General features: G+C 65.0%; 6 protein-coding genes. 4 read left to right on the top strand and 2 right to left on the bottom strand.

Going from position 1 to position 6,497, the window contains the following annotated elements; translation table 11 throughout:
- Positions 1–8: 8 nt before the first annotated feature.
- Both DOM45_RS07265 and DOM45_RS07260 read right to left on the bottom strand, forming a co-directional pair.
- Positions 9–791, bottom strand: coding sequence for a DUF481 domain-containing protein (locus DOM45_RS07265; RefSeq protein ID WP_110598941.1), 783 nt, complete (start codon positions 789–791; stop codon positions 9–11).
- Between the two features lie 91 nt (positions 792–882).
- Complete coding sequence (locus DOM45_RS07260) at positions 883–3,405, bottom strand: penicillin-binding protein 1A (protein ID WP_110598939.1); 2,523 nt, start codon at positions 3,403–3,405, stop codon at positions 883–885.
- A gap of 236 nt (positions 3,406–3,641) precedes the next feature.
- Here DOM45_RS07260 and pilM point away from each other — a divergent pair, with 236 nt between their 5' ends.
- From pilM to DOM45_RS07240, 4 genes are read left to right on the top strand one after another with little or no spacing between them, the layout of a single operon-like run.
- Positions 3,642–4,691 carry a type IV pilus assembly protein PilM gene (gene pilM, locus DOM45_RS07255; RefSeq protein ID WP_110598937.1) on the top strand — a complete coding sequence of 350 codons (1,050 nt, stop codon included), beginning with the start codon at positions 3,642–3,644 and terminating at the stop codon, positions 4,689–4,691.
- Positions 4,688–5,257 (top strand): PilN domain-containing protein, encoded by a 570-nt coding sequence (locus tag DOM45_RS07250; protein WP_110598935.1) that lies wholly within the window; start codon positions 4,688–4,690, stop codon positions 5,255–5,257. Before pilM ends, DOM45_RS07250 begins: the two co-directional genes overlap by 4 nt.
- Positions 5,258–5,268: 11 nt before the next feature.
- Positions 5,269–5,940 (top strand): type IV pilus inner membrane component PilO, encoded by a 672-nt coding sequence (locus tag DOM45_RS07245; protein WP_110598933.1) that lies wholly within the window; start codon positions 5,269–5,271, stop codon positions 5,938–5,940.
- A 2-nt stretch (positions 5,941–5,942) separates the two neighbouring features.
- Complete coding sequence (locus DOM45_RS07240; protein WP_240612311.1) at positions 5,943–6,488, top strand: pilus assembly protein PilP; 546 nt, start codon at positions 5,943–5,945, stop codon at positions 6,486–6,488.
- The last annotated feature ends 9 nt before the right edge of the window (positions 6,489–6,497 follow it).

Genomic DNA, 6,497 nt, shown 5'->3' with positions numbered 1-6,497 from the left:
GGCTGCCGTCACCAGCCATAGAGAATCGAGACCGAGGTCGTGGTGTCGGTGCGTGCTTCGGCGCCCGGCGGCGGATGAGTGTTGCTCCTGGCATCGTAGGAGACGCGCAGCGCGAGGTGAGAGTTCAATTGCGACGTGATCGACGAGAGTGAACGGGTAGTGACACTGATGTGAGTCGCTTCCGCCGACAGCTCCTGATCGAAGGAGATGTCGTCACTGAAGTTGTAGGTATAGTCCAGCGCCGCGTAGGCCAGCGCCAGATCGTCGCTGCTGCCGCCTTCGTAAGCGTCGTCATCGTCATCGTCGCTGTCGTCGGCATAGACGTCATGGCGATAGCCCGGCCCGACCTCGGCCGAGAGGGTGTGCGTCGGACCGACCAGGATCTGGCGCCCGTAACCGGCAATGGTCGTGAACTGCGAGTCGTAGCCGCTGAATCGGTCACGCTCCCAGCGTGCGAATCCGAACAGGTAGTTGTCGTCCGCCAGCTCGTAGCGCTCGCGGGCGCCAACCAGGTATCGCTCCGACGTGGTGTTGTCGTTGTCCTGGACGCTGCGGGTCTCGGCGCGAAAGGTGTGGGTATAGCGACCGGTCAGCCAGGTCAGGCGTCCCTTGGCGAGCAGGGTCTGGGTGTTGGTGTTGCCGGTCAGCTTGGTGTAGCCGAGTTCCGCGCTGCCACTGAAGTTGGGCGCATTTTCGTCCGGTGCCGGCGGCGCGTAGAAAAGGTCCGCATATGATGGGGATGCCATCAGGCAGGAGACCAGCAGCCACCAGCGGCAACTAGGCAGGGGCATGACATCTCTCTCAGCTTCGCTGCGACGTCCTGTTGCGGTGAAGAGCGAGTGTGGAACGAATGGGTCGGGGCTCGAGGCCCCGACCAATGTATCAGAAGATGGCTTCGAAAGTGCCAGTGCCTTGCGAACCGCTCTCATCTTCCAGTTCAGGGCGGATCCCGCGAGGTTGGTACTCGGGCAGATTGTCCTTGCGGAAGATCTCGCTGATGCCGCCGGACTGATCGTCATGCAGCCGCTTGCCGGTTTTCGGATCGATGCGTACCTGGACGATATCATCGGGCGCCTTCGGAATGACCTCGGGGGTCCCTTTCAGGGCCGGTCCCATGAACGCCTTCCAGATCGGCAGGGCGGCTTGTGCACCATATTCCGCGGTCGTGGTGTTGTCGTCCTTGCCGACCCATACCGTCGTGACGAGTGAGTTGTTGAAACCGGAGAACCAGGCGTCACGCTGATCGTTGGTGGTGCCGGTCTTGCCGACGATGTCGGCACGGTCGAGCGACAGCGCGCCGCGCCCGGTGCCACGCTCGATGACGTCCCGCAGGATGCTGCGCAGGATGTAGAGCGCATCCGGGTCGACCACTCTGGGGGCGATGCGGCGTGGTTCGCCGTCGACTTCGGTCTGGGTCGCATCGGGCGCGCAGTCGCGGCAGGCCACCAGCGGGTTGGCCTTTTCGACCACGGTGTTCTGGCTGCCTTGGGTGACCTGTTGGATGTACCAGGGCGAGACCTGGAAGCCGCCGTTGGCCAGTACCGCGTAGGCGTTGGCGATCTCCAGCGGCGTCAGCGAGGCACTGCCCAGTGCCAGCGACAACCCGTGCGGCAGGCGGTCCCGGGAGAAGCCGAAGCGCTCGAGGAAGTTCAACGCGTTGTCGAGCCCCAGCGACTGCAGTACGCGAATGGTCACCAGGTTACGCGAGGTGTAAAGCCCGACCCTCAGGCGCGTCGGCCCCTGGAACTGGCGCTCGGCGTTCTCGGGGCGCCAGTCGTCACCGCTGTACTGGGACATCACCACCGGGGCATCGTTGATGATCGTCGCCGCGGTCATGCCGCCTTCCTCCAGCGCCGCCAGATAGACGAAGGGCTTGAAGTTGGAGCCGACCTGGCGCTGCGCCTGAATCGCGCGGTTGAACTTGCTGGCGGCAAAGCTGAAGCCGCCCTGCAGCGCCTCGATGGCACCGGTCTGCGGGTCGAGCACCACGATCGCGCCCTCGGCACCGGGACGCTGCGACAGCCGCCAGCTGTCGCCGCTCTTCAGAATGCGGACCAGGTCGCCGCGCTGGGCGATCGCCTCGGCATTGGCGGGCACGTCGCCCCGCCATTTGGCGCTGTGGTAGACGCGGGCCCACTTGAGGCCGTCCCAGTCCAGCGTGATGACCTTGCCGTCGGCATTGAGCACGCGCATCTGCTTGCCGTCGGTCTCGGTCACGATGGCCGGCTGGAGCGGGCCGTAGGCCGGCGTGCGTTCCAGCACCTTGAGCCAGTTGCTGACGTCGCCATCGACCCCTTCGATGTTGGCCTCGCTGCTCTGGGCTGCCTGGCGGGCGGTCTGGATGACCTCCGGGGACTCCGAGAGCTCCTCTTCCAGGCCCTGCCGCTCGGTGCGATCCTGCGCTTCGACCAGGCTCGGAGGCACATCCTTCTCCTCCGGTCCACGCCAGCCGTGGCGGGTGTCGTAGTCGATCAGGCCCTGTACCAGCGCATTGCGGGCCTCGGTCTGCAGACGACTGTCGAGCGTGGTCGTGATGCGGATGTTGTCGGTGTAGGCCTTGTCACCGAACCGCTCGACCGCATAGGCGCGTGCCATTTCAGCAACATAGGGAGCGTCGACCTCCGACTGCGCAACATGGCGGCTGGCCGTGATCGGCGCCTTGACGGCCTGTTCGTAGCTGGCCTGGTCGATCGAGCCGAGCTCACGCATGCGGTAGAGGATCCAGTTGCGTCGGATCAGGGCGCGCTCGGGGTTGGCCAGCGGATTGAAGCTGGAGGGGGCCTTGGGGAGGCCCGCGATCATGGCGTACTGCGGTAGCGTCAGATCGGCCAGCGGCTTGCCGTAGTAGGTATTGGCAGCGGCAGCGACGCCGTAGGAGCGGTGGCCCAGATAGATCTTGTTGACATAGAGCTCGAGAATCTCCGGCTTGCTCAGGATCTGTTCCATCTGCAGCGCCAGCAGGATCTCGCGGATCTTGCGGGTGAAGGTCTGATCCAGGGTCAGCAGGTAGTTGCGCGCCACCTGCATGGTGATGGTGCTGCCACCGGACTGGATGCCTCCGGAAGAGGCCAATTCCACCGCCGCGCGCAGCAGACCTTTCGGATCGACGCCGGGGTGGTTGTAGAAGTTGGCATCCTCGGCCGCCAGTAGCGCATCGATCAGCGGTTTCGGGATCTGATCGTAGCTGATCGGCATCCGGCGCTCCTCGCCATATTCGCCGATCAGCTTGTCGTCCTCGGTGTAGATTCGCAGCGGTGTCTGAAGCTCGTAGTTCTGGAGCTGGCGCACATCCGGCAGGCCAGGCGCGAAATAGAGCCCTGCGCCGACGACTGCCAGCACGACTCCGGCGCATAGCGACAGCAGCAGCCAGAAGGCGGTCGTCAGTAAGCGGGTAAAAAGCTTCATAGAAAGAGGTGATCCTTGACTGGTGGCGGTCCGGCCGCGAGCGTGCCCGCTATCCCTAGCTTCGGACATGATTCAGTACCGGGGCATTATATGGATGCGATAGAGCCGGGGCCAGTTTCGTACCCGCCGCTTCCTGCAAGCAACGAGAAATAAGTGTAACGAAATGTCTCAAGTTGCCCGTCGGGCCGCCGTTAACTTCGATTAGGATTTTCGAGTTCCGGCGAGGTGAGACAGTGTTGCGCTTGAAAAGATCCTCCCATGGATTGGTCGGGGTGGACATTACCTCCGCTACCGTCAAGCTGCTGGAGCTGGAGCGTCACGCCGGCGGCCTGAGAATCGACAGCTACGCGGTTCGTCCCCTGCGCGAGGGGGCTGTCGTCGAGAGACGAATCCGCGACAAGAGCGAGGTCGTTGATACGCTGCGCCGGGCGGTCGAGCATGCGCAACCGCGGTCTCGCCGCGCCGTGGTGGCGGTGCCCAACTCGGCTGCCATCACTCGGGTGCTGTCGCTGCCGGTCTCGCTCAGCGACGAGGAGATCGAAGCCCGGATCCAGATGGAGTCCGAAAAGTACATTCCGTTCCCGCTCAACGAAGTTGCCTTCGACTTCCAGCGCATGCATCGCCATGCCCGCTATCCCGATCAGCAGGAGATCCTGCTGGTGGCCTGCCGTCTGCAGGATATCGAGACGCTCACCTCGACCATGGAAGCGGTGGGGCTGGAGGCGGTGGCCGTGGATGTGGAGGGCTTCGCGCTGGAGCGGGTCTGCCGTGCCCTGCGGGAGGCGGAGGAAGAGGATGACAGCACGGCGCTGGTCGACATCGGCGCCAATCTCTGTGCCTTCCACGTCCTCAAGGGCGGCCGGATCGTCTATAGCCGGGACAATCTCTGTGGCGGGCGGCAGCTCACCGACGCCATCAGCAAGCGCTACGGGATGAGTTTCGACGAAGCCGGCCGGGCCAAGAAGCGAGGTGGGTTGCCCGACGACTATCGCCAGCAGGTGCTGTTGCCGTTCATCGACACCCTGATCCAGCACGTCGGCCGCTCGTTGCAGCTCTACTACACCGCTGCGGGCCAGCAGCAGGTTCGACGCCTCGTTCTCGCCGGCGGATCCAGCGCGCTGCCGGGGTTCGCCGAGCGGCTGCGTGCCCAGAGCGGCCTCGAGGCGACGCTCGCCAATCCCTTTCACCAGATGCGGGTCCATTCGCGGCTGGACGTGGGTGCCCTGGCCGCGGACGCGCCGGCGATGCTCACTGCCTGCGGCCTCGCTATGCGAGCCCTGTCATGAGGATCGAGATCAATCTCCTGCCTTGGCGGGAGCAGCGTCGCGTCCACCGGACTCGTCGGTTCAAGCAGGGCTTGCTGCTGATGCTGCTGGTGGGTCTGCTGCTCGGCTGGGGCCTCTCTCTGCATGAAAAGTCGCTGGTTCGCGCGGGGCAGGCCCGGGTCGCGCTGATTCAGCGCGATACCGAGGCCCTCACCCGCGATATCCAGGCGATGCGCGATTTCCGCGAGCTGCGGGAGCGCATGCTGAAGCAGATCGAAGTGATCGGCGAGCTCCAGTCGAGCCGACCGCTGACCATTCGTGTCCTCGATCAACTGACGGCCACGCTGGTCGATGGCGTCTATTACACCGAGCTGGAGCGCAAGGAGAGCCGGCTCGAACTCAGCGGCGTCGCGGCTTCCAATCGTCAGGTATCCGACCAGATGCGAGCGCTGGATCACAGTCCGGCGTTCGCCACCCCGCTGCTCTCGGACGTGCAGTCGGCAGAAGGGCCCGCGGCGGCCAAGCGTTTTCACATGAGTGTCGATCAGCACCCGGTCGATGGCAGCGTGACGGGGGCCGGGTCGTGAGGCGTCCGACGATGCGCCTCCGGAGCGTGACGAGGCTGCGCGCGACGGCGGGCGAACAGTGGCGCCAGTTGCGTGAACTGCAGTGGCGCGAACTGGATATCAAGGAGGCCGGCAACTGGCCCGCCGGCCTGCAGGTGATGATCGCCGCGGCGCTCCTGTTGGCGTCGTTCTGGGGGGCGCAGTGGTTGCTGGCCTCATCGCCCCGGGAAGTGCATCAGCGGTTGATGGTGCAGGAGCAGGAGGCGCTGCAGCGCTTCGAGACGCTCTCCTACCAGGCCGTCAATCTCCCGGCGATGAAACGCCAGATGAGCGAGCTGCAGGCCCGGATGCAGCGGGTGCTCGAAATGCTGCCCAGCGATGCGGAGGTGCCGGCGCTGCTGGACGCCATCAGTGACGCGGCGCGCGAGCAGCAGCTCGATATCGATAGCCTCAAGTTGCGCCCGGCAGTGGAGCGGGAGTTCTACATCGAGCAGCCCTTCGACATCCAGGTGCGCGGAGACTTCCATCAGATTGCCTCGTTTCTGGCTCGGGTCGCCGCCATGCCGCGTATCGTCACGCTGCACGATTTCATACTGACGCCGGTGGAGGATCGTCTCCGGCTGTCGATGCTGGCCAAGACCTACCGGTATCGAGAGGACGCCGGACCCGGCGTCGATGCCAAGCCGGGGAGGGGGAAATCGTGAGCGTGAATCGCCTCTTGCTGGTCGGGATGCTCATCGCCAGTGGCCTGCTCGCCGGATGTCAGGATGCCGACCTGGGAGCGCTGGAGACGCAGCTGGACGCCCTGCGACACAAGCCCGAGGGGCAGATCGCCGCGCTGCCGCAGATGCCGCAATACGCCACCGCCGACTATGACCAGAGCCAGCGTCGCAGCCCTTTCGTGGCCGAGCACGACGAGCCGGTCGAACCGGTGGACAGGGCGCCGCTACCCGATGCCGATCGACCGCGCCAGCCTCTGGAGGCCTTCGAGCTCGATAGCCTGACCCTGGTCGGTACCTTGACGGTGGGCAACACCCCGTCGGGCCTGGTCGCGGCGCCGGATGGCCGGGTCCATCGACTGTTCGAGGGCGACTATCTGGGCCGGGATTACGGCAGGGTCGTTGATGTCGAGTCGCGTGCACTGGCGCTGGTCGAGACCGTGCGGGACCCCCAGGGGGGCTGGACCGAACGCCGCCAGCGTCTGGCAATGGCACAACAAGAATCCGACGGTGCCAGCCGGCGGCAACCATAGCAGGGGAAT

It is taken from the genome of Salinicola lusitanus (assembly GCF_003206045.1).
Lineage (GTDB): Bacteria > Pseudomonadota > Gammaproteobacteria > Pseudomonadales > Halomonadaceae > Salinicola > Salinicola lusitanus.
The sequence above is the reverse complement of the archived record's forward strand: the minus strand, read 5'-3'. Positions and strand labels throughout refer to the sequence as shown.